This window comes from Nocardia sp. NPDC050378 (genome assembly GCF_040655675.1).
Lineage (GTDB): Bacteria > Actinomycetota > Actinomycetes > Mycobacteriales > Mycobacteriaceae > Nocardia > Nocardia coubleae.
On sequence record NZ_JBFAKI010000001.1, the window covers coordinates 429,785 to 451,211 of the forward strand.

General features: G+C 68.2%; 23 protein-coding genes. 13 read left to right on the forward strand and 10 right to left on the reverse strand.

Translation table 11 applies throughout. The features are described 5' to 3' along the window. Positions 1 to 16: 16 nt before the first annotated feature. Both AB0I35_RS01980 and AB0I35_RS01985 read left to right on the forward strand, forming a co-directional pair. Complete coding sequence (locus AB0I35_RS01980) at positions 17 to 973, forward strand: ATP-binding cassette domain-containing protein (RefSeq protein ID WP_357393497.1); 957 nt, start codon at positions 17 to 19, stop codon at positions 971 to 973. Then, on the forward strand, positions 970 to 1,752 hold the full coding sequence (locus tag AB0I35_RS01985) for an ABC transporter permease (protein ID WP_357393499.1): 783 nt from the start codon (positions 970 to 972) through the stop codon (positions 1,750 to 1,752). Before AB0I35_RS01980 ends, AB0I35_RS01985 begins: the two co-directional genes overlap by 4 nt. A 29-nt stretch (positions 1,753 to 1,781) precedes the next feature. On the opposite strand, the gene AB0I35_RS01990 is transcribed toward AB0I35_RS01985, so the two are convergent. After that, positions 1,782 to 2,420: a YqgE/AlgH family protein gene (locus AB0I35_RS01990; RefSeq protein WP_357393501.1), complete on the reverse strand. Its 639-nt coding sequence runs from the start codon at positions 2,418 to 2,420 to the stop codon at positions 1,782 to 1,784. 106 nt (positions 2,421 to 2,526) lie between these two features. On the opposite strand from AB0I35_RS01990, the gene AB0I35_RS01995 reads away from it, so the two are divergent. Continuing rightward, a complete protein-coding gene (locus AB0I35_RS01995; protein ID WP_357393503.1) occupies positions 2,527 to 3,288 on the forward strand; it encodes a 1-acyl-sn-glycerol-3-phosphate acyltransferase in 762 nt (253 codons plus the stop codon). Here the strand turns inward: AB0I35_RS01995 and AB0I35_RS02000 are convergent. Then, positions 3,282 to 3,593 carry a GNAT family N-acetyltransferase gene (locus AB0I35_RS02000; protein WP_067497724.1) on the reverse strand — a complete coding sequence of 104 codons (312 nt, stop codon included), beginning with the start codon at positions 3,591 to 3,593 and terminating at the stop codon, positions 3,282 to 3,284. The genes AB0I35_RS01995 and AB0I35_RS02000 overlap by 7 nt on opposite strands. An 85-nt stretch (positions 3,594 to 3,678) precedes the next feature. Between AB0I35_RS02000 and AB0I35_RS02005 the strand changes: the two genes are divergently transcribed. Next, positions 3,679 to 4,803 (forward strand): glycerate kinase, encoded by a 1,125-nt coding sequence (locus AB0I35_RS02005; protein WP_357393505.1) that lies wholly within the window; start codon positions 3,679 to 3,681, stop codon positions 4,801 to 4,803. Positions 4,804 to 4,811: 8 nt separating this feature from the next. On the opposite strand, the gene AB0I35_RS02010 is transcribed toward AB0I35_RS02005, so the two are convergent. Continuing rightward, entirely contained in the window at positions 4,812 to 5,138 is a 327-nt protein-coding gene (locus tag AB0I35_RS02010) for a helix-turn-helix domain-containing protein (RefSeq protein ID WP_067497730.1), read from the reverse strand. A 144-nt stretch (positions 5,139 to 5,282) separates the two neighbouring features. On the opposite strand from AB0I35_RS02010, the gene AB0I35_RS02015 reads away from it, so the two are divergent. Continuing rightward, on the forward strand, positions 5,283 to 6,152 hold the full coding sequence (locus AB0I35_RS02015; protein ID WP_357393507.1) for an NAD(P)-binding domain-containing protein: 870 nt from the start codon (positions 5,283 to 5,285) through the stop codon (positions 6,150 to 6,152). A 46-nt stretch (positions 6,153 to 6,198) separates the two neighbouring features. Here AB0I35_RS02015 and AB0I35_RS02020 read toward each other — a convergent pair whose 3' ends face one another. Genes AB0I35_RS02020 through AB0I35_RS02030 form a run of 3 tightly spaced genes read right to left on the reverse strand, consistent with a single transcriptional unit; the run spans position 6,199 to position 8,181 of the window. Beyond that, positions 6,199 to 6,435: a helix-turn-helix transcriptional regulator gene (locus AB0I35_RS02020; RefSeq protein ID WP_067643518.1), complete on the reverse strand. Its 237-nt coding sequence runs from the start codon at positions 6,433 to 6,435 to the stop codon at positions 6,199 to 6,201. Continuing rightward, complete coding sequence (locus tag AB0I35_RS02025) at positions 6,425 to 7,264, reverse strand: ABC transporter permease (protein WP_357393509.1); 840 nt, start codon at positions 7,262 to 7,264, stop codon at positions 6,425 to 6,427. Before AB0I35_RS02025 ends, AB0I35_RS02020 begins: the two co-directional genes overlap by 11 nt. After that, positions 7,261 to 8,181 (reverse strand): ABC transporter ATP-binding protein, encoded by a 921-nt coding sequence (locus AB0I35_RS02030; protein WP_357393511.1) that lies wholly within the window; start codon positions 8,179 to 8,181, stop codon positions 7,261 to 7,263. The genes AB0I35_RS02025 and AB0I35_RS02030 overlap by 4 nt, the downstream gene beginning before the upstream one ends. A 132-nt stretch (positions 8,182 to 8,313) precedes the next feature. Here AB0I35_RS02030 and AB0I35_RS02035 point away from each other — a divergent pair, with 132 nt between their 5' ends. Beyond that, entirely contained in the window at positions 8,314 to 8,763 is a 450-nt protein-coding gene (locus tag AB0I35_RS02035; RefSeq protein WP_357393513.1) for a nitroreductase/quinone reductase family protein, read from the forward strand. Here the strand turns inward: AB0I35_RS02035 and aroQ are convergent. After that, positions 8,760 to 9,212, reverse strand: coding sequence for a type II 3-dehydroquinate dehydratase (gene aroQ, locus AB0I35_RS02040; protein WP_357393515.1), 453 nt, complete (start codon positions 9,210 to 9,212; stop codon positions 8,760 to 8,762). The two genes, AB0I35_RS02035 and aroQ, sit on opposite strands and share 4 nt — an antisense overlap. 83 nt (positions 9,213 to 9,295) lie before the next feature. Then, positions 9,296 to 9,862 (reverse strand): hypothetical protein, encoded by a 567-nt coding sequence (locus tag AB0I35_RS02045; protein ID WP_357393517.1) that lies wholly within the window; start codon positions 9,860 to 9,862, stop codon positions 9,296 to 9,298. 479 nt (positions 9,863 to 10,341) lie between these two features. Between AB0I35_RS02045 and AB0I35_RS02050 the strand changes: the two genes are divergently transcribed. Together AB0I35_RS02050 and AB0I35_RS02055 are read left to right on the forward strand one after the other, a co-directional pair. Beyond that, positions 10,342 to 11,928, forward strand: coding sequence for an NTF2-like N-terminal transpeptidase domain-containing protein (locus tag AB0I35_RS02050; protein WP_357393519.1), 1,587 nt, complete (start codon positions 10,342 to 10,344; stop codon positions 11,926 to 11,928). Positions 11,929 to 12,076: 148 nt separating this feature from the next. Then, positions 12,077 to 12,433 carry a DUF3054 domain-containing protein gene (locus tag AB0I35_RS02055; protein ID WP_357393521.1) on the forward strand — a complete coding sequence of 119 codons (357 nt, stop codon included), beginning with the start codon at positions 12,077 to 12,079 and terminating at the stop codon, positions 12,431 to 12,433. Here AB0I35_RS02055 and AB0I35_RS02060 read toward each other — a convergent pair. Both AB0I35_RS02060 and AB0I35_RS02065 read right to left on the reverse strand, forming a co-directional pair. Beyond that, entirely contained in the window at positions 12,430 to 13,512 is a 1,083-nt protein-coding gene (locus tag AB0I35_RS02060; protein WP_357393523.1) for a YbhN family protein, read from the reverse strand. The two genes, AB0I35_RS02055 and AB0I35_RS02060, sit on opposite strands and share 4 nt — an antisense overlap. Before the next feature lie 4 nt (positions 13,513 to 13,516). Further along, a complete protein-coding gene (locus tag AB0I35_RS02065; RefSeq protein ID WP_357394144.1) occupies positions 13,517 to 15,037 on the reverse strand; it encodes an adenylate/guanylate cyclase domain-containing protein in 1,521 nt (506 codons plus the stop codon). A gap of 72 nt (positions 15,038 to 15,109) precedes the next feature. Between AB0I35_RS02065 and AB0I35_RS02070 the strand changes: the two genes are divergently transcribed. The 5 genes from AB0I35_RS02070 (at position 15,110) to AB0I35_RS02090 (ending at position 21,297) form a co-directional block, all read left to right on the forward strand. Further along, on the forward strand, positions 15,110 to 16,348 hold the full coding sequence (locus tag AB0I35_RS02070; RefSeq protein ID WP_357393525.1) for an AI-2E family transporter: 1,239 nt from the start codon (positions 15,110 to 15,112) through the stop codon (positions 16,346 to 16,348). Continuing rightward, a complete protein-coding gene (locus tag AB0I35_RS02075) occupies positions 16,329 to 17,519 on the forward strand; it encodes a DUF5931 domain-containing protein (RefSeq protein WP_357393527.1) in 1,191 nt (396 codons plus the stop codon). The genes AB0I35_RS02070 and AB0I35_RS02075 overlap by 20 nt, the downstream gene beginning before the upstream one ends. Beyond that, positions 17,519 to 18,169 carry a response regulator transcription factor gene (locus tag AB0I35_RS02080; RefSeq protein ID WP_357393529.1) on the forward strand — a complete coding sequence of 217 codons (651 nt, stop codon included), beginning with the start codon at positions 17,519 to 17,521 and terminating at the stop codon, positions 18,167 to 18,169. The genes AB0I35_RS02075 and AB0I35_RS02080 overlap by 1 nt, the downstream gene beginning before the upstream one ends. 60 nt (positions 18,170 to 18,229) lie before the next feature. After that, positions 18,230 to 18,913 (forward strand): DUF1707 domain-containing protein, encoded by a 684-nt coding sequence (locus AB0I35_RS02085; RefSeq protein WP_357393531.1) that lies wholly within the window; start codon positions 18,230 to 18,232, stop codon positions 18,911 to 18,913. A gap of 824 nt (positions 18,914 to 19,737) precedes the next feature. Next, positions 19,738 to 21,297 carry a DUF2339 domain-containing protein gene (locus AB0I35_RS02090; RefSeq protein ID WP_357393533.1) on the forward strand — a complete coding sequence of 520 codons (1,560 nt, stop codon included), beginning with the start codon at positions 19,738 to 19,740 and terminating at the stop codon, positions 21,295 to 21,297. The last annotated feature ends 130 nt before the right edge of the window (positions 21,298 to 21,427 follow it).

Sequence of the window (21,427 nt, forward strand, 5' to 3'; positions counted from 1 at the left end):
CTGGAAAGGGACAGCAATGGTTCACCCGGCCATCACCGCCCGCGGCCTGTGCAAGGCGTACGGCGAGCACACGGTTCTCGACGGCATCGACCTCACCGTCGCCGAGGGCACGATCTTCTCCCTGCTCGGGCCCAACGGCGCGGGCAAGACCACCACCGTGCAGATCCTCACCACCCTGATCGGCGCCGACGACGGCGAGATCCGGGTCGGTGGCCACGATGTACGCACCTCGGTCGACGACGTGCGCGAACTCATCGGCGTGACGGGCCAGTTCGCCGCCGTCGACGAGTTGCTCACCGGCCGCGAGAACCTCGAACTCATGGGCGCCCTCAACCACCTCCCGAAGCGGGAGATCCGCAGCCTCGCCACCGAACTACTGGAGCGGTTCGACCTCGTCGAGGCCGCCGACAAACCGGCGAGCACCTACTCCGGCGGGATGACCCGCAGGCTCGACCTGGCCATGACCCTCGTCGGCGATCCGCGCATCATCTTCCTCGACGAACCGACCACCGGCCTCGACCCACGCAGCCGCCGCTCCATCTGGGACATCATCCGCACGCTCGTCGACGACCTCGGCGTCACCGTCTTCCTCACCACCCAGTACCTGGAGGAAGCCGACCAGCTGGCCGACCGCATCGCGGTGCTCGACCAGGGCCGCATCGTCGCCGAAGGCACCGCGGCGGAACTCAAACGACTCATTCCCGGCGGACACATCCGCATCGACTTCGCCGACCGTGCCCGCCTCGACGCGGCGCGCTCGGCCCTCGGTTCCTCGGCGCAGGTGCTCGAAGGCGGCGACGGCCTCACCCTCGCCGTGCCGGGTGACGGCGGCGTGCGTTCGCTGCGCGCCGTGCTCGATGTGCTCGACGCCGATCACATCGAGGCGGGCGGTATCTCGGTGCACACCCCGAACCTCGACGACGTGTTCCTCACCCTCACCGGCAAGCCGACCACTCAGGAGACCGTACGATGACCACCAAGACCGTCCGGCGCGATCACACCTTCGCCGACACCATGACGATGTTGCGCCGCAACATCACCCACGCCAAGCGCTACCCGAGCATGACGTTCAGCATCATCATCATGCCGATCGTGCTGCTGCTCGTGTTCAATTACGTGTTCGGCGGCGCGCTCGAAAAGTCCTCCGGCGGTGAGTACATCGACTATCTGGCCCCGGGCATGCTGTTGCTGCTGCCCGCCTACATGACGGTGTCGGTGGCGGTCTCGATAGCCACCGATGCGAGTAAGGGCATCGTGAACCGCTTTCGGGTGATGGCGATTTCGCAATCCTCGATGCTCACCGGGCATGTGCTCGGCGCACTCGCCCAAGCGATGGCCGGTATCACGGTGATGACCGCTGTGGCGCTGCTCATCGGGTTCCGGCCCAACGCCGACGCTCTGGAATGGGTGGCGGCCTTCGGGTTGCTCGCGCTGGTGACCTTCGCCTTCGTCTGGCTCGCCATCGCACTCGGTCTGCTGTCGCCGAACCCCGAAAGCGCCAGCAACGCACCGTTTCCCATCGTGATGATGCCGTTCCTCGGCAGCGGTCTCGTCGCCACCGACACGATGCCGGTCGGTCTGCGTCAGTTCGCCGAGTACCAGCCCTTCACCCCCATCACCGAAACCCTGCGCGGACTGCTGATGGGCACCGAGATCGGTGTGAACGGCTGGGTGTCGCTGGCCTGGTGCGCGGCGATCGCGGGCGGCGGTTTCCTCTGGTCCAAGTCGATCTTCCGCAAGCGAACCCGCTGAGACGCACCAGGTCCGCCCGCCCTACGGAATCAATTACGTTCCAGTTCGATCGGGTGGGTGGCCAGCAGCGACAGCGGCAACGGCTGACGCCGCAACACACCCGCCCACAGGTCGTGGCGATCGGTCGCGACCGGGTCCGACGGCAACGCCGACACCACCACCCAGTCGTCGTTGTCGAGTTCACCCTCGAGCTGCCCCATCGACCAGCCCGCGTACCCGGCGAACACACGGATGCCCTCCACCAGCGGGGCGATCTCGTCGGGATCGGCGTCCAGGTCCACGAGCACCACGCGCCCGTCCACGCGGCGCAGCCCGCGCACCTCGCCGATCTCGGCGCCGACCCGGAGCACACCGAGGCACAGCGCGGCGTCGCGTTTCACCGGCCCACCGATGTAGAGCTCGGTAGGCGCGGCCACCAGGTCCGCCCACAGCGGCAGCACATCGCGCACCGGGGTCTCGCTCGGGCGGTTGAGCACCACGCCGAGACTGCCCGCGTCGTTGTGCTCGATGACGTACACGACTGTCCGCCGAAAAGTAGGTTCTACCAGGTCGATCGCGGACACCAGCAGGTTACCGGCACGGATGCGGGCACCGAGCTGTCCGCGCCGTCGGTCGTCGCCGTGCCCGTCGCGAGTCCGGCGTTCGTCCGGGTCGTCTCCGCGTGCCACCGGCCCATCATCGCATTGGATGGGTGTCCCGCGCTTCCCTCGACCCGGGGAGAACCGGAAAATATCTCGACCCGACCGGCCCGGCGCTGCCCGGTAGGGTCGCGGCATGCACACGCCCGAAGTCCTGCTCGACGACAGCGACGCCGTGTACGACTACTACCTGCGACATCGGCAGAACCGGTGGAAGGCGCTGGCTTCCTACGCGGTGCTCGCCCGGCGGTTCCGGCCGAGGATCAGCTACGCCGAGGGTGCCAAGGCGCAGGTCGCCGCGCTGGTGCGCGGCAAGCGGCCGATCATCTACGCCATCAACCACCTGTCCACCAGCGACCCGTACACCGTCGCCGCCGCGGCCTGGCGGTCCCCGCTGCGCGCCAAGATCGGCCGGGTCCGTGTGCTGGCCAAGGACGAACTGTTCGTCGATCCCGAACAGCGCCGCAAGGTCGACATGATGGGTGGGATCCCGGTTTTCCGGGGCAAGGACCACGGCATTCGCGCGGTGAACGCGGCAGGTCAGCGCATGATGGACGTGTGCGCCCAGCGCCTCGCCGACGGCGATCACCTCGCGGTCTTCCCCGAGGGCACCTGCAACCTCGTCGACCACAAGACGGTGCAGCCGGTCGGCAGCGGCATCGGGCACATCGCCTTCCGTGCCGCCAAACTCGGCGCCCCGCCCGCCCTCGTCGCCATCGGCTTGAGTTACGGGCCACGCCCCGCCGACGCGATCGAACCGGGCGCCGACGAGGTGGTGTCGTCGAGCTTCTACTTCCGAACGCCCGTGCTGGAGCTACCCGCGCGACCGGGCGACATCGCCCGCCTTGTCAAGGACGAACTGCAAGCCGCCGTCGACGGCGCCGTCGCCAACTACTGAGGCAGCCCGAACATCTCCCTGGCTCCCTGTGGGACCAGGGAGATGTAGCGGGGGTTCTCGGTGATGAAGTGCAGCACCATCGAACACATCGGCAGCACCTCGAACCCCTCCTTGCGGCTGGTCGTCAGCGCGGACTCGACCAGCGTGTTCCCCAATCCGCGACCCTGGAATTCCGGGTAGATCTCGGTGTGGACGAGGGCGCGTTCGGCACCGGTGTCCTGGTATTCGATGTAGCCGGCGGGGGTACCGTCGGAGATGAGTTCGAACCGCTCCAGCGCGGTATTTTCGCGGACCTCGGTCGCCATGGGTAGAAGCTACAGGGTGTGCCGACCTACCAGCGATGCGACGAAGACGGTGGCGGGTTCCGGGGTTTGCCCGGAGAATGTCGGGATGAGTGGTCCTCGAGTGGTGCTTGCCCCTGACAAGTTCAAGGGTTCGCTGACCGCGCCCGAGGTGGCGGCCGCGTTGGGGGTGGGAATCAGGCGCCGGGCGCCCGGGGCCGATGTGCTGGCGGTGCCGGTGGCCGACGGTGGAGACGGGATGGTCGAGGCCTTCGCCGCGGCCGGGTGGCAGCGAGTCGAGATCGACGCGCCGGGGCCGACGGGTGAGCCGTCGCGGGCGGTGTACGCGATGCGCGACGAGACCGCGGTGGTGGAGCTGGCCGCGGCGGTCGGATTGGTGAAACTTCCCGGTGGCAGGCTCGCGCCGTTGCGGGCCGACACCTTCGGTCTCGGCGTCGTGGTGGCGCACGCGCTGGACGCGGGGGCGCGCGAGATCGTGCTCGGGCTCGGTGGAAGTGCCTCGACCGATGGTGGATCGGGTCTGCTGCGGGCACTCGGCCTGCGCCTGCTCGACGAGAACGACGACGAACTGGACGGCACCGCGATGGATGTCGTCACCCTGCTGAGCCGGGTAGCGGCCGTCGACCGGGCCGGCCTGCATCCCGCTGTCGCGCGGGCCCGGTTCACCCTCGCCTGCGATGTGGACAACCCGCTGCTCGGCCCGGCCGGTGCGGTGGCGGTGTACTCGCCGCAGAAGGGCGCCGACCGGCACATGATGGTGAAACTCGAAGCGGCACTTACCAATTGGGCTGCCATCCTGGGTACCGGCTATGCCGAGATCGGGGGCGCGGGGGCGGCGGGCGGCACCGGTTTCGGGGCGCTGGCCGTCCTCGGCGCCGAGGTGCGCAGCGGCATCGACGTGCTGCTCGAGCTGCTCGAATTCACCGCGCTGGTCAAGGGGGCGGCGCTGGTGGTGACGGGTGAAGGGTCGCTCGATCACCAGAGCATGCACGGCAAGGCGCCCGTGGGGGTCGCGGCGGCGGCCAACGCGGCGCGGGTACCGGTGGTGGCGGCGGTGGGTCGAACGATGCTGTCGCCGGGCGAGATTCGCGCCGCCGGGTTCGCCGCCTGCTATCCGCTCAGCGAACTGGAACCCGACGCCGCGCGGTCGATGCTGACCGCCGGGAAACTACTCGAGCGCATCGGCGAGCGCATCGCTCGCGAACACCTGTAGCCCGCCGGTCACACCAGTACGGCGCGATGCCGGTCGCCCCACGCCTCGAGCGGGGCGAGCGCGTCGCGCAGCGTTTCGCCGAGCGGGGTCAGCGAGTATTCGACGCGCGGCGGGATCTCCGGGAAGATCTCGCGACGCACCACCCCGGCCGCCTCGAGATGGCGCAAGTTCTCGGTGAGCACCTTCTCGCTCACACCGTCGAGCAGCCGCCGGATGTTCCCGAATCGCTGCGGCCCTTCGCCGAGCACCCACATCAGGTGCAGTTTCCATTTGCCACCGACCACGTCGATAGCCAGGCTCATGCCACACACCTGGTGATCTGCGTCACTGCTCATCCTCTGCGCACCCTTCTGACCGTATTTCGAACCTATAGGTAAGCAACCGCACTGCGACGTGCGGTCTTCCCGCGCGCTGCCGCCGCCGACACCATGGAAACCGGCGCCGAACCAATCCGTATCGAAAAAGCGAAGGGCTACACCATGAGTACCCGATCAGTTTCCGTTCTCGGCCTCGGCCCGATGGGTCAGTCCATGGTCAAGGCGTTCCTCGAGGCGGGCGTCGAGGTGACCGTGTGGAACCGCAGCACCGCCAAGGTCGACGCCATGGTCGCCCTCGGCGCCAAGCGGGCCGACACCGTCGCCGAGGCGCTCGACGCCAACGAGGTGTCGGTGCTCAGCCTCACCCACTACGACGCCATGTACGACGTGCTCGGCCAGGCGGTCGACCACCTGCCCGGCAAGGTGATCGCCAACCTGTCCTCCGATTCGCCGGAAAAGGCGCGGGCGGGCGCGAAGTGGGTGCGTGAGCGCGGCGCCGAGTTCTTCTCCGGCGGGGTGATGTCGGCGGGCGACAATATCGCCCATCCCGCGTCCTACATCTTCTACAGCGGCCCCAAGGCGGTGTTCGACGCGCACGCCGACCTGCTTCGCCCGCTGAGCCCGCAGGAGTACCTCGGCGCCGACGACGGCCTGGCGCAGGTCTTCTACCAGGCGCTGCTGGTGATCTTCCACCCCTGGCTGCTCGCCTTCGACCAGGCCACCGCCGTGATCGCGAAGTCCGGTCACGACATCGCCCAGTTCGTTCCGTTCGCGGTCCGCGCCAGCGAGGCGTTCCCATACTTCATGGAGCAGTTCTCGGTGGCGAACCAGAACGGCGGCTGGGCCGACCTGGCCAGTCTGAAGATGATGGACGCGGGCGCGCAGCACATCATCGACGCCAGCGAGGAAGTCGGTGTCGACGCGGCGTTCTCGCACCTGGCGCAGTCGTTCTGGCGCAAGGCCATCGCGGCCACCGAGGCCGCGGGCAAGCCCGTGTCGACCTATGAGCTGATGCGCGGCGAGAACTCCTGAGGCACAAGCGAAACCGTCCGACGTGGGGTCGGACGGTTCGCTCGTTCTAGGCCGTTCCGGTGCCGAGCCGGGGGAACGGCTCGGTGGAGAACACCACCTCCACGGCTACCTCGAAGTAGGCCGCGATGCGCAGCGCCAGGTGCAGGCTCGGGCTGTATTCGCCGCGTTCGAGGTAGCCGATGGTCTGGTAGTGCACGCCGAGTGCTTCGGCGAGGTCCCGCCGGGAGATGCCACGCTCGGCGCGCAACATCGCGATGCGGTTGTAGATGACCTCAGAAGGCACGCTGCATCGCCTTTTCCCGTCGCGTCGCCATGGTGGCACCCGATTCGTGCTGGGCCATCCGCCGCAGCACGAGGGGTGCGAGGGCCAGGCCGACGACAGCCCAGATACCAAGGACCCCGACGGTTTCCAGATGACGCCAGGACTGGTCGAGTTCGATGCCGACGGCCTCGCCCGGCAACAGCGCCGAGCGCATGCCGAGGCCGAGCCAGTACATCGGGAACAGCTGGCCGAGCACCTGCAACCAGCCGGGCAGCGCGGTGATCGGGTAGAAGACGCCGGAGATCGCGATCAGGCCCATCAGCGGGATGGTCAGCAGGAAGGCCGTCCTGGTGTCGAGCACGCTGCCGAGGATCGCGCCGATCGGCAGTACGGCAAGCAGACCGAGCGCGAGCACCCACGCGAAGGTCGCCACCGCGCCGGGTCCGCTCAGCGAGGAGCCGCCGATGATCGCCATACCCACACCGAGCACGATAACCACCTGCACCACCACCGCCCCCGTGGTGCTCACGATTTTGCCGACGAAGTAGCCGACCATGCCCTTGGGCACCGCCTTGGCCCGCAGCAGCGTGCCGTCCTCGCGGTCGAGCACCAGCACATTGAGGATGGCGTACATCCCGTTGAACGCGATGATGCTGCCGAGCAGGCCGGGTACCGCCAGCTCGGCGATACCGAGCCCGCTGTCGCCGTAATCGCGGTCGCGCAGCAGGAACAGCACTCCGAGAGTGATTGCCGGGGTGAGGAATTGACCGATCAGATCGGGTGCGTTGGTGTAGACCTGCCGCAGTTCGATCAGGCCGCGGGCGAAACCGGCGCGCAGAGCGGTGTTCATCGGGTCACCTCCGTGAGGGCGTGGACGGTCTCGCCGGACTCGGCGCGCCGGACCAGGGTCATATAGGTGTCTTCCAGCGAGGCGCGGCGCACCTCGAGGTCGGCGATGTCGGCACCGTGCTGGGTGAACAGCTCGTGCACGAACTTGGTGGACTCGGTGGTGGTGTGCACGAACCGTTGATCGTCGACGGTCCAGCTCACCTGCGCTTCCCCCGCGATCGAGCGGGCGAGCGCGTCGGGTGACCCGTCGGCGATCACCCGCCCACCGGCCAGGATCAGGATGCGGTCGGCCAGCTTCTCCGCCTCGTCGAGATCGTGGGTGGTGAGCAGGACGGTGGTGTTCTCCAGATCGGCCAGCCGGTGCACCAGATCGTGGAAGTCGCGGCGCGCGGCCGGGTCGAAACCGGCGGTGGGCTCGTCCATGAACAGCAGTTCGGGCCTGCCGACGATGCCGATGGCCACATCGAGCCTGCGCCGCTGCCCGCCCGAGAGCGTGGCGATCTTCGCGCCCGCCTGCTCGGTGAGGCCGACGAGTTCGATGAGTTCGTCTGTGTCCCATGGTCGTTGGATATTCGCCGTGGCATAGGAGCGGTAGTAGGTACCGAGGTGCTGAAGTAGTTCGCGCACACGCCATTTCGCGTGATCGCGCCAGGACTGCAACACCACCCCCACCCTGGCGCGCCAGTGCTCGTCACCGTGTTCGGGATCGGCCCCCAGCACATCGACCCGACCGGCCGACCTCCTGCGGAACCCCTCGAGGATCTCGATCGTGGTGGTTTTGCCCGCGCCGTTCGGCCCGAGCATGACGAGCACCTCCCCGCGTGTGGCCTGAAATGTCACATCGTGCAGCACATCCGCCTCGTCGTAGCGCATCCGCAACCGCTGGACGTCGAGAACGACGTCGTTACTCGAAGCCATGATTCCTCCCAGTCATCGACCTTCGATGATATGTAGCATATGTACTACATCTCATCGCGGCAATACTTTTGCGAAATCGGGCAAATGGGATCTCGATACTCGGTTCGGCGGCACGGCTGAGATGCTTTGGACATGGAGAACGCGAGTCGCCGCTATCTGGCGCCCTCGGGCATCGAGGCAAGACTGCTCGGAGTCGTCGATTGGTTGCCGAAACTCGGCATCAGCATCATGGGTTCACGGCTGCTCGCCGTGCGCGGCCGCACCAGCGGCGAATGGCGCACCACGATGGTGAACGTGCTCACCGACACCGACGGCACGCGCTATCTGGTCGCCCCACGCGGCCACACCCAGTGGGTGCGCAATATGCGCGTCGCCGGCGGGGGCGAATTGCGGCTCGGCCGCAAGGCCGAAACCTTCTCGGCCACCGAGGTTCCCGATGCGGACAAGGTGCCGGTACTCCGCCTCTACCTGAAGAAATTCGGCTGGGAGGTCGGCGCCTTCTTCGAGGGCGTCGGCAAGGACTCGACCGACGAGGAACTCGCCGCGATCGCGCCGGGATTCCCCGTCTTCCGCCTGGCCTAGACCCGCGTACTCAGGAACTCGATCGCCGCCGCGTAACCCTGGATGCCGAGCCCGGCGATGACGGCGGTGGCGATGGGGGAGACGAAGGAGTGGTGCCGGAACTCCTCGCGGGCGTGCACATTGCTGATGTGCACCTCGACGATCGGGACCTCGGGGATCACCAGGGCATCGCGCAGGGCGACCGAAGTGTGGGTGAGGCCACCGGGGTTCACGACGATGGCCGACTCGACGCCGCGCGCCTGATGCACCCGATCGATCAGGGCGCCTTCGTGATTGGACTGGAACGCCACCACCTCGCGCCCGAAGCGGGCCGCCGTGCGCTCGCACAGGGCGACCACGTCGTCGAGGGTGTCGGAACCGTAGATCTGTGGTTGACGGGTGCCGAGCATGTTCAGGTTCGGTCCGTTGAGTACGAGAATCGGACCGGTGGCCTGCACAGACTTCTCCATGGGGCGAGCCTAACCCGCGGCCCCGGCTTCGGTCGTCGCACCGTCATCGGGTCGAACGTTCCCTAGTGTCGGGGCCGCGGAACTCAGAGGCCGGTAGGGCCTTCCGCGCGTAGGTCGTCCACTTTGCGCATGGCTTCGCGCAATTCGGCCAACCAGCTCTCGGCGTGCTTGCCCGCCAGCTTCACCGTCCAGGCCAGCGCGTCGGCACGGGAACGGGCGACGCCCGCATCGATCAGGGTGTCGAGCACCTGGCGTTCGGGCTGACGCAGGCGCGTCATCACGGGCACGGCCAAGTGCGTGAACAGGATTCGTTCGCCGTTCACCCGCACGCCCCAGGCGACACTTCGCCCGTAGCGGCGCTGGGCCTCGTCGGCGATGCGCATGCGCGCCGGGCGGGTCGACTCGCGGAAACGGGCGAGCGCGCCCTCGCGGGTCGCCGCCGAGGCGGGTGCGTCCGCGGCGCCGGGATCGGGGAGTTCGCCGACGACGACGATCTCGTCGCGGTCGATCTCGAGTTCGGGTGGGCCGGTGAACCAGTCGGCGGGCAATCGCCCGGCGAACCAGTCGGCGGCGTCGGCCGCGTCGGGTAGGTCGGCCTGTTGCCAGCCGCCGGGACGGCCGAATCCGCGTTCGCGATGGGCGTTGCGCATGGTGATCACCTGCTGTCGGAGAGTGCATGTATTGCAGTGATTACAAGATTACGCCGAAATTCCGATGCGCGATTGTGCCGTGGGTGAACGCGAAATCCGACGGCCGGTGGCGCACGATTGGTTGTCCGTGCCGATGGGTATCCTCGCTGTGAATCGCCAGCCGATGCGAGATACATACAAGTGTGCGGGCCTGCCGGTACGGTAAACGCGCCAGTTGTTGCCACAGGCAGGGCGAGGTTCGAAATCACCCCCTCACGGGGTCGGAGTTCGGGCACAATCGAGGTGCTGAGGTCGGATAGCGTCCCGTTTACCGGGGCATCGGAGACGGGTCAACTTCCGGTACGGTTGTTTTGTTACCGGAGTGGCAAGAGTGAAGAGTGGGCGATATGGATGTGTGGGGATCCCGCCGCTTTCGCGTCCGGGGCGCAATGGCGATCGCGGGGGTTGCGACCCTCGCGATCGCACTGTGCTCGTGCGGCGTGGGTGGGAAGACGAGTGAGTCCGAGACCGTGGTCCAGCGGTTCACCGAGCTGCTCGACAAACAGGACTACACCAAAGCCGCCGACCTGACCTCCTACCCGGCCGCCGCTTCGGCAACCATCAAGCAAATGTTCGAGGGGCTACAGTCGGGCACCGTCGACTACGAGAAGACCCAGGTCATCGACCTCGACGCACAGTCGGCCATTTTCAGCATGGACGTGGCCTGGAACTTCGGCGAGAACAAGGACTGGAGCTACACGCTGCAGGGCACCGTCCGCAAGCTCGCCATCGGCTGGCGGATCAGCTGGGACCCCGCCGTGGTGATGCCGCAGCTGGCGAACAACCGCACCGTGAAGCTCGTGCGAACCACAGCCAAGCCGCCGCCGCGCGTGGTCGACCTGGCGGGCGAGCCGCTGATGACCGAACAGATCATCAATGTCATCAAGATCGACCCCGCCCGTACCGGCGACCTCGTCGCCTCCACCAACGCATTGGCCGAGGCCATCGAACCCGTCGCCCCGCTCATCACCGGGCCCTACCTGATGGATCAGCTCGCTGCCTCGCAGGGCAAGCCGGTGGTCGCGGTGAACCTGCGCGAGGGCGATTTCGCCATTCTCGAGCCGAGGATGGCCAAAGTGCCCGGCGTGGTGATGGAGAAGCAGCCCAAACTGATCTCCGCCGACCGCCGCACCTGGTCGCCGATGCTCGACTCGCTGCGCGAGGTGTGGAAGGCCAGCCTGGAGGCCACGTCCGGTTGGGGCGTGCAGATCTTCGAGGCCGACGGACGGTTCGTCAACCAGGTGGCCGGATACCAGGGCCCCGCCGGTCCCGACATCGCCGCGACCATGGACCAGCGGCTGCAGCGCGCCGCCGAGGACGCGGTGGTCAGCGTCGGCACGCCCGCCTCGGTGGTGGCGATCCAGCCGTCGACCGGTGCCGTTGTCGCGGTGGCGCAGAACAGTTACGCCACCGAGAAGGGGCCGATCGCGTTCACCGGGCTGTTCCCGGCGGGCGGCACGATGGAACTGTTCCGGGCGGTAGCCGCCGCGACGAAGAACAAAGCACCGCAAGATGTTTCGGTTCAGGAGGCCGCGGAGGCCGCCGCCGCGCTCGGCGTGGGTGTCGACTTCAAGGTGGCCGGGCTCGACGAGGTCACGGGACGGATCGCCGCACCCGGGCGCAGCACCGAACAGGTGCGTCAGGGCGCCGGATCCGATGCTGTGCTGGCCAGCCCGTTCGGCATGGCGCTCGCCGCCGCCGCCATCGCCCGTGGCGAGGTGGCCGCGCCGATGATCGAGGCGGGCAAGCCGGGCAAGGTCGACAACCCGATCCCCGCCCTGCCCCAACCCGCCGTCGACCGATTGCGCGCGATGATGCACGAGGGCATCAACAAGCCGGAAACCGCCGCGCTGCGTGGCTTCCGCGACGTCACCGCGTTCGCCGCGACCGGCGGATCCGACGGCTGGCTGCTCGCCACGATGGGTGACCTGGCGTTCGCTGTCCACATCGCCGATGTCGACAGCGGTGACGCCACCTCCCGCCTGGCGGCCGTCCTCCTGAAGTCCCTGGCCACCCCCGACGCTTGAGCTGTTCCGCCTCTCCGGGGATTTCGGCCGGAGTCAGGTGCGGTGAGACGTGCGTCGGCGGCCGGACTGGGCAGCGGGTCACGCTAGCCCGTGCCCGGTGAGTTACCCATGTGCTTGCGGGATCAGGTGCCGCCTTAGGCTGCTCGGTGTGAAGAGATTCGCGCCTTTTGCTGTCGACGCCCTGCTAGTGATCGTTTTCTGTGCGATCGGGCGGCGTAGTCATGACGAGGATGTGCTTGCCGGGCTGGTGAAGACGGTGTGGCCGTTCGCGGTCGGGCTTCTCGTCGGGTGGGGGATCGCTTGGCTCATCGCACGGGGGAGGCGGTTCGATCCGGCGGCGCTGTGGCCGAATGGTGTGGTGATCTGGGGGTCGACGCTCGTCGGTGGGATGGTGTTGCGGGCCGTGAGTGGGCAGGGGACCGCGGTGAGCTTCATGATCGTGGCGGCTTCGGTGCTCGCGCTGTTCCTGCTCGGGTGGCGCGCGGCTGTGCGCGCGCTGCGCTAGATCCGGCGCTGCTTGAACTCGGCCTCGTATTCCTCGTCGTCGGCCTGCTTGGTGCGGAACAGGAACGCGAAAACGATCCAGCCGACGATCGCGACCAGGATGAAACTCACGAACCGGTACACGAACGCCGCGGCGACCGCCTGTGCGGCGGGCAGGCCCGCACCGGCGGTGAGACCGTAGATCAAAGTGGCGTCCACGTAGACGATGCCGCCGGGCGCGAACGGAATCGAACCCACCGCCTTGCCCGCCGCGAACGCGATGAGCAGGCCGGACAACTTGGGATCGGCGCCCACCGCGTAACAGGCCGCGCCCAGACAGGCCACGTCGGCGAACCGGTGCACCAGCGCCCACACCCCGACCAGCGCGCCGTCACGTTTACCCAGGTCGACCGATTCCAGTTGCGCCCGGATCTCGGCCAGCTTGGCGATGCCGTGGTCGGCGGGCTTCTTCCGCAATCGGTTCACCAACGCGAGCACCTTGCGCAGCATCGCCTCGAGCGTGCCCGGATGCCTGGCCAGATAGGAGCCCGCCACCAGCACCGCACCCAGCAGCACCAGGGTGGCGATCAGTTTCACGCCGATGCCCTGGCCGACGAGGGCAGCGCCGGCGATACCGAGCAGCGCGAGCCCCGCGGCGGCGACCACGCCGGAGAACACCAGCTGCCACGACGCGACGATAGGGCTCGCACCCCAGCGCCGGGTCTGGCGGTAGGTGAAGGCGGTGGAGAACACCTGGCCCGCGGGCAGGGTCAGCGACATGGCGGTGGCGCCGTACACCACCGACACCGACTTGCCCTGGCTCACGTCGACCCCGCCGGCGTGCAGCAGCTGCTTCTGCACCCGCCCGAATCCGCTCATGGACACGGCCTGGGCGAACACGCACAGCAGTACCCAGCCCCAGTGGATCTCGGTGAGCGTGCGCCACGATTCGTGCAGCCGGGGCCACAGGTACACGCCCTCGCCGACCAGCAGCGCGAGCAGGATCGCGCCGAGCACCCATTTCACCCAGCGAAACCGGTTTCCTCGGCGCGCGACGGGATGCGCGGCGGGATCGCCTGCTAGGTCGCCGTCGGCCGTCACGATGTCAGCCTAGCGAACGCGACTGTTCTCCCTGGTCCGCGCCGGGCGCGGCCGCCACCGGTTTCGGCCAGGCCAGGCGGGTTTTTCTGCGTCTGCCACGTAGCTGGACCTCGTCGCCGGTCTCCCAATGGTCTTGCTCGCTTTCCGAGGCGAAGTACAGCGCGCTACCCGAAGCGAGAACGCGGCCGGGGTGCTCTTTGGCCAGTTCGGTGAGTCGCGACGCCTCGTTGACGGGGTCGCCGATCACGGTGTATTCGAAACGATTCGCCGCGCCGATATTGCCCGCGACTGCCAGCCCCGCCGACACGCCGATACCGACATCGAGGGTGGTCACCTCGCGCAGCGCCTCGCGCAGTTCGCGCGCGGCGGCCAAGGCGGCGGTCGGCGCGTCGGGGCGGTCGAGCGGTGCGCCGAAGATGGCGAGGGCGGCGTCGCCGACGAACTTGTTGACGAAGCCGTGGTGGCGGTCGATCACATCGACGACCACCCGGAAGAACTCGTTGAGCAGGCTCACCACCTCGGTGGGCGGACGTTCGGCCGCGGCGGCGGTCGAACCGACCATGTCGACGAAAAGCACCGCGACGAAGCGGGTCTCACCGCCGAGTTCGGTCCCGTAGTCCAGCGCGCGCTGCGCGACTTCCTCACCGACGTGCTGACCGAACAGTTCCTGCAGCTTGCGGCGTTTGGCTGCCTCTTCCATCATCCGGTTGAAGCCGACCTGGAGCAGACCGATCTCGCTGCCGTCGTAGACCTCCACCTGCACGTCACGCGCGCCCGCCTGCACCCTGTTGATGGCTTGGGACAGCTGACGAACAGGGTCGGAGATGGACGATCCGGTGAGCATCGACAGCGCGAGCGCCTGCAGGATCACCACGCCACACAGCAGCAGGATGGAGATGGCCAGCGACTTCGCCGAGAACTTCACATCCGAGGAGATCTGGGTGACGCACAGCAGCACGATCGCGATGGTCGGCGCGAACGTGCCCATTCCCCAGGTCATCGCCATGCGCGTACCGACACCGGGGGTGAGGGTGTGGTCGAAGGTGCCCTCGGTGAGCGCCTCGGCCGCGACCGGGCGCAGAATGCGTTCGCCGAGCATGTAGGTGAAGCCGAACACGATGGTGGCGGCCATACATTCGGTGACGATCACCGCGCCGGCCAGCTCCGGCGATTCGGCGATGATGAGCGCGGCGAGGATAGCGCCGCCGATGATCCACAGGACCAGGTGCACGATCGACTGCCGCAGCGGCACGTGCAGCGCCGCCATCTGTTCGCGCCTGCTCGGCGGACCACCCCGCATCTGCCAGCGCATCACCGGCCGCAACATGATGGCGGCGGCGATGATGCTGAGCACCGCGGCGGCACCGAACACGACGAGCGGGGCGAGCAGTCCCGCTTCGCGCACGCCACCCTGATGGCCCTCGGGAACCGGCAGGCCGTACTGGATGAACGCCCAGACCAGCACCGCGCCGAAGGCATTGGCCAGCAGTACTGAGGTCAGATACAGCGGCCAGCGCGTTCGCATGGTCTGTTTGACCGCTTCCAGTGGCGCCGACACGACAACCAATCTAGCGTTGCGACCGATAGGCTCTCTCGGGTGACCGTCCAGAAGCCGGATTCCGGGCCCGCGTCCACGCCGTGGCGTTCCGACGCCGAGGCAGTACATCCGCTGGTCCGTAAAACGGCCGCGTGGTGCTGGCGGTTGCTGATCATCTTCGCGGCGCTGATCGCGCTGGGGATGCTGGTGCAGAAGTTCGCGACGGTCGTGATCCCGCTGGCCATCGCGCTGTTGGCGGCCGCGCTGCTCGCGCCGCTGGTCGACTGGATGCAGCGGGTGGGGATTCCGCGCGCGATCGGCGTGTCGGTGGCGCTGATCGGGTCGATCGGGTTGCTCGCCGGGATCATGACCTTCGTCGTCGAACAGTTCGTCGACGGTGTGCCCGCGTTGTCCAACGAGGTCACCAACAGCGTGCACAAGGTGCAGGACTGGCTCATCAACGGGCCCGCGCACCTGAGCGACCAGCAGATCCGCAGCGCGGGCGACACCATCGTGCGCACCATCCAGGACAACCGCGAAAGCCTCACCAGCGGCGCGCTCACCACCGCCACGACCATCGGCCACATCCTCACCGGCGCGTTCCTTATCCTGTTCATCCTGATCTTCTTCCTCTACGGCGGCGATCAGATCTGGCACTTCATCACCCGGGTGGTGCCCACACCGCATCGCGAAAAGGTGCGCACCGCAGGCGAACTGGGCTTCGGCACGCTGGTCGGTTTCGTGCGCGCGACCGTCGTCGTGGCCGGTGTCGACGCGATCGGCATCGGTGCGGGACTGGCGATTCTGCACGTTCCGCTGGCGCTGCCGCTGGCGTCGCTGGTGTTCATCAGCGCGTTCATCCCGATCATCGGCGCGGTCGTCGCCGGGTTCGTCGCCGTGTTCATCGCGCTGGTCACCAAGGGTTTCGTCACCGCGCTGATCGTGCTCGGGATCATCATCGCGGTGATGCAGCTGGAAGGGCATGTGCTGCAACCGTTGCTGCTCGGGCGTGCCGTGAGCATCCACCCGCTGGCGGTGGTCCTGGCGATCACCGCGGGACTGGTTGTCGGCGGTATCGCGGGCGCGCTGCTGGCCGTGCCGCTGATCGCGGTGGGCAACACCGCGATTCGCTATCTGCTGGCCGACACTCCCGACGAGGCGTACGGCGAGCTCGCCGGTGCCAGGGACGGCGGCTGGTTCGACGCCGAGCCCGACAAACCCGAGCCGGGCCGATTCGACGTGACCGCGCGGTTGCGCAAGGCGACAGACGAGTCCGGCGATGCGGACCCACACAGCTGAGCTGAGCTCGGCCGACGCGGCGACCGCGCCCCTGTGGCGGGCCGCCCAGGCATTCCGGCTGGTCACGTTGCTGTACGCGATCGGCCAGCAGATCGCGTCGGTGCCCTACTACCAGCATCCACGGCTGAGCTGGGTGCTGATCGCGCTGATGGCGATCTGGTCGGGTACCTCGGCACTGCTGTTGTCGCAGTGGTATTTCCCCGAGGCGACCAGCCGGATTCGCGGGTGGGTGGTCGTCGGCGACCAAGTGGTGACGGTGCTGCTGATCGCGGCCACCCGGCTCGTCGCCGACTACGACTGGTATCACGGGCATCAGACCCTGCCGACCACGCTGTGGATCGCCAACTCGGTGATCTCGATGGCGATTCTGCGTGGACCCGTCGCGGGAGTTGTCGCGGGGCTTGTCATGTCGGCGGTCGTGGTGACCGTGCGTGACCAGTGGGGGCAGGACGTGTGGGGTGATGCGACCGCGCCCGTGCTGGTGTCGGTGGGGCTGGCGCTCGGATTGGCGGCCAATACGGCGCGGCGTGCGCAGGGGCAGCTCGAACGAGCGCTGCGGATCACCGCGGCCGCACAGGAACGCGAGCGTTTGGCGCGTGAAGTGCACGACGGGGTGCTGCAGGTGCTCGCCTACATCAAGCGACGCGGCGGCGAGATAGGCGGGGCGGCAAGCGAACTAGCGCAGCGGGCGGGTGAGCAGGAGGTGGCGCTTCGGGTGCTGCTCTCCGAACAGGGTGACCGGGCCGATTCCGGTGCGGCCGAGGTCGACCTGCGGCCGTTGCTCACGGCGCGCGCCACACCGAAGGTCTCGGTGGCCACACCCGGCGACCCGGTACTCGTCGGAAGGACTGTCGCCCAGGAGATTTCGGCCGCGGTGGCGACCGCGCTCTCGAATGTCGAGTTGCATGCCGGCGCGGCGGCGAAAGCCTATGTGCTGCTGGAGGACACCGGTGACATGCTGGTGGTGAGCGTGCGCGACGACGGTGTCGGCATCGCGCCGGGCAGGCTGGCCGAAGCCGCTGCCGAAGGGCGGATGGGTGTTTCGCGCTCGATCGTCGGGCGCATCTCGGCGCTCGGCGGCACCGCCGAACTGCTGAGCGAGGACTTCGGCACCGAATGGGAATTCCGGATCCCGCGCCACGCGGCGCACCGAGCGAGCCAGGAGCAGTGATGGGCGACATCAGCGTGATGGTGGTCGACGACCATCCGATGTGGCGCGAGGGCGTGTCGCGCGACCTCACCGAGGCCGGGTTCACCGTGGCCGCCACCGCCGACGGCGTCGGCACCGCCACCCGCCGCGCCGCCGCCGTGCAACCCGACGTCGTGCTGATGGACATGCAGCTCACCGACGGCAACGGGGCGACCGCCACCGCCGACGTGCTCCGCGTATCACCGCACAGCCGGGTGCTGGTGCTCTCGGCATCGGACGAACGCGACGACGTGCTCGAGGCGATCAAAGCCGGGGCCAGCGGGTATCTGGTGAAAAGCGCGTCGGCCGCCGAACTCATCGATGCGGTGCGCGCCACCGCCGCCGGGCAGCCGGTGTTCACGCCCGGCCTGGCCGGGGTGGTGCTCGGCGAATACCGGCGCATGGCCACCGCACCTGCCGAACCCGATCAACCACATCGGCCGTCGCTGACCGAACGCGAGACCGAAGTGCTGCGGATGGTCGCCAAGGGATTGTCCGCCAAGCAGATCGCCGCGCGGCTCAACCTCTCGCACCGCACCGTCGAGAACCATGTGCAGGCCACGCTGCGCAAACTTCAGCTCGCCAACCGGGTCGAACTCACCCGCTACGCCATCGAACAGGGCCTCGAGTAGGACACGGAATTGGGGGTTTGCCCTGATGCGCACGTCGGTGTTCCTGGCTAGCCTCGAAACATGGGTGGTCCCGATTCCCTCTTCGCTCCCAACGCCTTCGTCCCCGGCACACCGACGGCGGGCCCGGTCGGCGACCGCGACCTGCGCGTCTCCGATTCCGAACGCGAACACGTCGGCCAGCTGCTGCAGCGCGCCGTCGGCCTCGGCATGCTGTCGCTGGGCGAGTTCACCGAGCGGATGGACACCGCGCTCGCGGCCAAGACACGCGGCGAACTGAACGCCGTCCTCGTCGACCTGCCCGGCATGCGAGTCGCGGGCGCGCCCCAACCGGCCGCCATGCCCAAACCTCGCCACACCCCGGTACCTGGCGGCACCGACCCGGCCGTCATCCGCAGCAGGCTCTCCAGCGTGCAGCGGCGCGGGCCGTGGCAGGTGCCGCCGAGACTGCACCTCAACGGCCTGATGTCGGGGGTCACCCTCGACTTCACCTCGGCCGTGATGCAGACCCAGGTCGTCGAAATCCAGGTGGACGACTACTGCACGAGTCTCACCCTGCTCGTCCCCGCCGCCGCGACCGTCGACCTCAACGGCCTCGCCCTCATCGGCTCCAGCGCCAACAACCGCGTCCGCACCGGCCCTCCCATCGGCCCACTGCACCTGGTGGTGCACGGCCGCGTCCGCTTCGGCTCCGTCACCGCCAAGTACCCCTTGATGGTGCAGTGGCGCCGCTTCCTCGGCCAATGATCAGGTAGGAAGAACCACCCCACCCGGGTGGTTCTACTCATGCCCGGCGAGCGGGGTACGCGGACGATGGGGTCATGAACGCCATCGATCCTGCGCTGGTCGCACGCCTGTCGGATGAACTGACGACCCTCGGGGCGCGATTGGGCCGTGTCGGTGCGGATCTGGGCGTTTTGCGTGAACAGTTGAGCCGGCCCGGGCAGTCGGTCGGTACGCAAACCGGTGGGCGAGTGCCGACTGGACAGGAGTCCGCCGGCTGGTTGCTCGCGCAGGCTCGGCTGGCCGCGGCCAGTGGTTGGTCTTCGCCGGGTGCCGCGGTTCGCGGCGACGCACAACCCGCTGCCGGTTCCGGCGATGGTATTGATCGGGCAGCGTGGGATGCGGCGGGTCGGCCGGGCGGGCAAGGGCAGCGAGCGTGGGAGAACACGGCCCAAGGTTTTCCCGGGCATGGTCGGCCGAGCTCGGGTGGGTCTTCCGTCGGTCCCAGACCTGAATCGGGGACCGGGGCACTCGGATCTCCGTGGGGCGGTCCGGAGCCGTCCGGATTTGCGGTGCAGGGCCATGGGGTGCCTGGTTCCCCGTCGTCCTGGGATTCGGTGGAGAGCGGGGCCGAGGCGGCTGGGTTTCCAGCGCCAAGGCCCGCTGTGCGAGGGTCGGCGACGGGTTATGCACCTGGGGCGCGGACGCACATCCAGTCGCCGCACGATGCTTCGACCGGTTGGGGACCTGGCTCCGGGCAGCGTGGGCCGGTGCGGACAGGGCGGGCGCCGACAGACCCTCCGGTTGCGTGGTGGCAGCGGGAAGGGGTGATTGCTCGGGTGTTGGCGGTGGCTGGGGCCGGGGTCACCTTGATCGGGGTGTTGATGTTGTTGGTGCTCGCCGCTCAGGCAGGGTTCTTCGGGCCGGTGGCGAGAGTTGTTGCGGGTGCGGCATTTTCGGTGGCACTGGTCGGCGTGGGTTGCCGCGTGATGGGGCGGGCCGGCGGGCGGGTCGGTGGATTGGCGCTGGTTTCCACCGGTATCGCGGGACTGTACCTGGATGTTGTTGCGGTGACCGGCTTTTACCGCTGGGTGCCGGGTGGGGTCGGGTTCGGCGTGGCGTTGATTGTGGCGCTGGTGGGGCTCGGGTTGGCGATGCGGTGGCAGTCGCAGCCGTTGGCGGTGGGGGTTGTGGTCGGGGCGGCGGTGTTGTCGCCCGGGGTGGCGAGCGAGTTGATGTTGCTCGCGTTTCTCGTGGTGTTGCAGGCGGCCGGGGTGCCGGTGCAGCTGCGGCGGGACTGGCCGGTGCTGCATGTGGCGCGCGCCCTGCCGGTGGTACTGGCCGCCCTCGGGTTGATCGCTGTCAGCGGCTTCGAGGCGGGAATTGCCGGGGAGGAGGCAGCGCAGCGGCAAGGGCTGCTGATGGCGGCGGTCGCGTGTGCGGTGGTCGGAATCGTCGGTGCTCTGCTGACGGTGCGGCGTCGCACCGGGGACATCACCGCCAGCGTGACCATCGCCCTCACCGCACTGCCGGTACTCGCCGCTGCGCCGCTGTTCGACCGGGCGGTCTCCGCGTCCCTCACCGGCGTGCTGGCCTGCGTGCTCCTCGCGGTGGCCGCGACCGCATTGCGACCGGAAATGGCCGCACGGCTGAACATCCCACGTCACACGGCTCTGGTCTCGGCGCTCACCGGTGCGGTTGCGCTGCTGCAGACCTGCATCACGGCGACCGGCGGCAATCCGCATTTCCTGCCGACCGCGCTGTTCACAGTCGCGCTCGCGTTCCTCGGTGTCGCCGCAGCCGGCCGAAACCGGGTTTGCGCAGTTCTCGGTGTTGCCTTCGCCCTGCTCGGCGGACTGGTGCTCTTCGCGATCGCCGACCCGGAAACCCTTGCGGCACAAACCCTCGCGATCCGGCATCTCGACGGTGCAACGGTGATCGCCGCACTGCTCGGCCTCGGCACCGCCGCGATGGTCGCCTGGGCCGTGCGGCGACTGCCCGGCGGAAACAACGCGCTCGTCACCGGAACGTGGGTCGCCGTCAGCCTCGCCGGCCTGTACTTCGTCCTGGTGGCGACGGTCTCGATGGGTGTAGCCCTCAGCGGCACACAGGGTTTCCTCATCGGCCACAGCATCGCGACCATCATCTGGATGGCAGCCGCGACCACTGCCCTCTTCGTCGGCCTGCGCAACCTCCGCACCGCCCCCGCCGTCGCCAAAGTGTGCCTGGCCTCCGGCCTCCTGGTGGTCGCGGCGGCCCTCGCCAAACTCTTCCTCTTCGACCTGGCCACCCTCTCCGGCCTCCTCCGCGTCGCGGCCTTCCTCGCGGTCGGTACCCTCCTACTCCTCACCGGCACCCGCTACGCCCAAGCCTTCGCCACGCCCGACCACACCGGTTCGAAGCGGTGATCGAATCATCTTGCAGCGAGGTTCGGTTCCGAACGGTCAGCTGTCCGCGCAGACGACTCCGGCCACGGCGATCCCGGAAGGGCCGTGGCCGGAGTTCTTGTCGGAGTGGGTCTTACGGAGTTTCGTCGTT